Genomic DNA, 313 nt, shown 5'->3' with positions numbered 1-313 from the left:
TCGAAGTCGAAGTTGACCCCGTTCTTCTGGCTCAGGTTGCCCTGCGCGTCGTAGCCCAGGCCCACCACCGTGGTGCCCGTGGCGCAGCTGCCGGTCTTGACGTTGGTCAGGCGCCAGGTGGCGTCGTAGCAATACGACTGGCTTCGCGCCTTGGTGCCGCCGAGGGTGACGGTGGTCAGGTTGTCCAGGCTGTCGTAGCCATAGGTGGCCGCCTGCGTGGTGCCGGTGCCGAACACGGTCGACTCGACCTTGGTCAGCCGGTCCAGCCCGTCGTAGCTCATCACCCGGTCGCCGCGGTTGCCGCTCAGCCCGT

General features: G+C 67.4%; 1 pseudogene. It reads right to left on the bottom strand.

The features are described 5' to 3' along the window. Positions 1-313, bottom strand: a pseudogene (locus MD221_RS17720) (hypothetical protein); the annotation flags it as partial.

Source organism: Luteimonas aquatica, assembly GCF_022662575.1.
GTDB lineage: Bacteria > Pseudomonadota > Gammaproteobacteria > Xanthomonadales > Xanthomonadaceae > Luteimonas > Luteimonas aquatica.
The sequence above is the reverse complement of the archived record's forward strand: the minus strand, read 5'-3'. Positions and strand labels throughout refer to the sequence as shown.